Raw genomic sequence first — 1,904 nt, forward strand, 5'->3', positions numbered from 1 at the left:
CCCCGATCGCAAAATAGTGACCTATGAAGATCCGGTGGAATACATTCTGGGCGGAGAGAATGACCTTCTGCCTCCCCATCAGGCCGAAATCGGGCGCGATGTGGAAAGTTTTGCTGCAGGACTTCGCTCTGCCGTTCGCCGTAATCCGGACATCATTGGTATCGGTGAAATCAGGGATTATGAAACAGCAGATGCCGCAGTCCAGGCGGGTAATACCGGACACTTTTGTATCGGCACCATGCACACAAAATCACCCGGAGAAACCTTTGCCCGCCTGCTGGGATTGTTTCCTCCTGAAATCAGGGATTCGATGGCTGCAGCCACGCTTTCCCTCGTACAGTTCATTCTGGTGCAGGTACTGGTCAGAACAAATGACGGCGGCAGGCAGGCTGTCCGGGAATACATCGTCATGACTGACGAACTGCGCAATACGCTCTCCGGACAATCCCATGCAACATGGGGACATTACATTGACGAAATCATTCGTCAGGAAAAACGGCGGATAAGGGATCAGGTTCTGACCATGTATCAGAACGACCGCATTGAGAAATCAGAAGCAGCGCTCTTCATCCCGGCCGGAGAGTTCCCCCGATGAAACGCGAAGGCTTCTGGCGGGATGTAACACCACCGCTCAACATTTATGGTGTCCCCCTGCCGTTTACCATGATTTACCTGCTGTTGTTTCCGTATCCGTCAAAAACGACATTCTGGGTGTGCAGCGGCATTCTGCTGTTTTTTATGCTCCTGGGATATTCCGGCTGGACAGTCCGCACCCTCTGTATACGTCTGTACAGCCTGCTTCAGGGTAAGCAGGCATCGGGACGTCCCTGGTGGTACCGACACCGCACAGAATTACCCCGTGAATGGCACGGACCAGAATAGCCCTCTTTTGTCCATCATCCCGGCGTATCACAACGCCCTCATCTTTAATCCCCGGAGAACGACATGAAGTCCAGATATCGTACCTGGCTTGCTGTCCCGCCTGAGGAGACAGAAGCCGTAAAAAATGCAGTCCCCCCGTTAAATGGCCGCAAAGCTGTCGCATGGGATCCAGAAAAAAAACTCTGGTATGCCCGGGCGGGTACCGAACTTTCACTGCTGGAGCGCTGGTTACCCCGGCCGCAGGAACTGTCGATGGATGCCGGCGATCCGGTCACCGAATTTGCTCAGGTCCTGGAAAACGCCGGGCTGGTTATTCAGGGATTGCCACAGATGGATGGCGCCATACACAGAGTCGCCACCCGGGATGACAAAAAAGGGGCCAAAAGTGGCGCATACAAGGCCTATCTTGATGGGCGCCCCGCCGGCTGGTACCGCGACTACCGGAGCGCCGATGACAGTCCCACAAACTGGGTATTTTCCGGCGGAGAACAACACGATCCTCTGGCCAGACTGCATCTGCGGGCATTCGCTCAGCAACAGCGCGATGATAACGCACGTAAACTGCAGCAACAGTACAACAAACAGGCCCGGTATGCCCGCTCCTATATTAACCAGTTACCACAGGCAACAGAGCATGAATACCTGACCCGAAAAGGGATCCTTGCCGCACCGGGCGTCCGTCTGAATAACAAGAATGAACTCGTCATCCCTTTCAGTAACAGCCGGGGAGAAATACGTTCATACCAGCGTATTCCTGTCACCGGCGGGAAGGATGCCCGCATTCTGAAAGACTCAGAGAAAACCGGTAACTGGTTCACCTTCGGAACCCCGGAAAATGGCCGTCCCCTGTTATTTGCGGAAGGTTACGCAACTGCAGCCTCCCTGCACGAAGCCACCGGCCTTCCGGTTCTGATGACAGTTGATGCCGGCAATATGATTGACGTGGCAGAAAATGCCCGCCAAATCTGGACTGACAGCCCCTTTGTCTTCTGTGCCGACAACGACCATCAACGGAAAATTAA

At 54.2% G+C, this 1,904-nt stretch carries 3 protein-coding genes; all 3 read left to right on the forward strand.

Features of this window, described 5'->3' with window-relative positions; genetic code table 11:
* On the forward strand, nt 1-595 hold a 595-nt coding region (locus E0D98_RS23725; RefSeq protein WP_165941055.1), incomplete at its 5' end, for an ATPase, T2SS/T4P/T4SS family.
* Nucleotides 592-882 carry a hypothetical protein gene (locus tag E0D98_RS23730; RefSeq protein ID WP_000817799.1) on the forward strand — a complete coding sequence of 97 codons (291 nt, stop codon included), beginning with the start codon at nt 592-594 and terminating at the stop codon, nt 880-882. The genes E0D98_RS23725 and E0D98_RS23730, both read left to right, overlap by 4 nt.
* Before the next feature lie 63 nt (nt 883-945).
* Nucleotides 946-1,904: DUF5710 domain-containing protein (locus E0D98_RS23735; RefSeq protein ID WP_240723759.1), on the forward strand; the 959-nt coding region annotated here is incomplete at its 3' end.

This window comes from Escherichia sp. KCJ4928 (assembly GCF_004352695.1).
Lineage (GTDB): Bacteria > Pseudomonadota > Gammaproteobacteria > Enterobacterales > Enterobacteriaceae > ECMA0423.

Bases quoted from the DNA above. Each gene is read 5' to 3' on its own strand.
- E0D98_RS23730 (WP_000817799.1), top strand. From the start codon at position 592: ATGAAACGCGAAGGCTTCTGGCGGGATGTAACACCACCGCTCAACATT.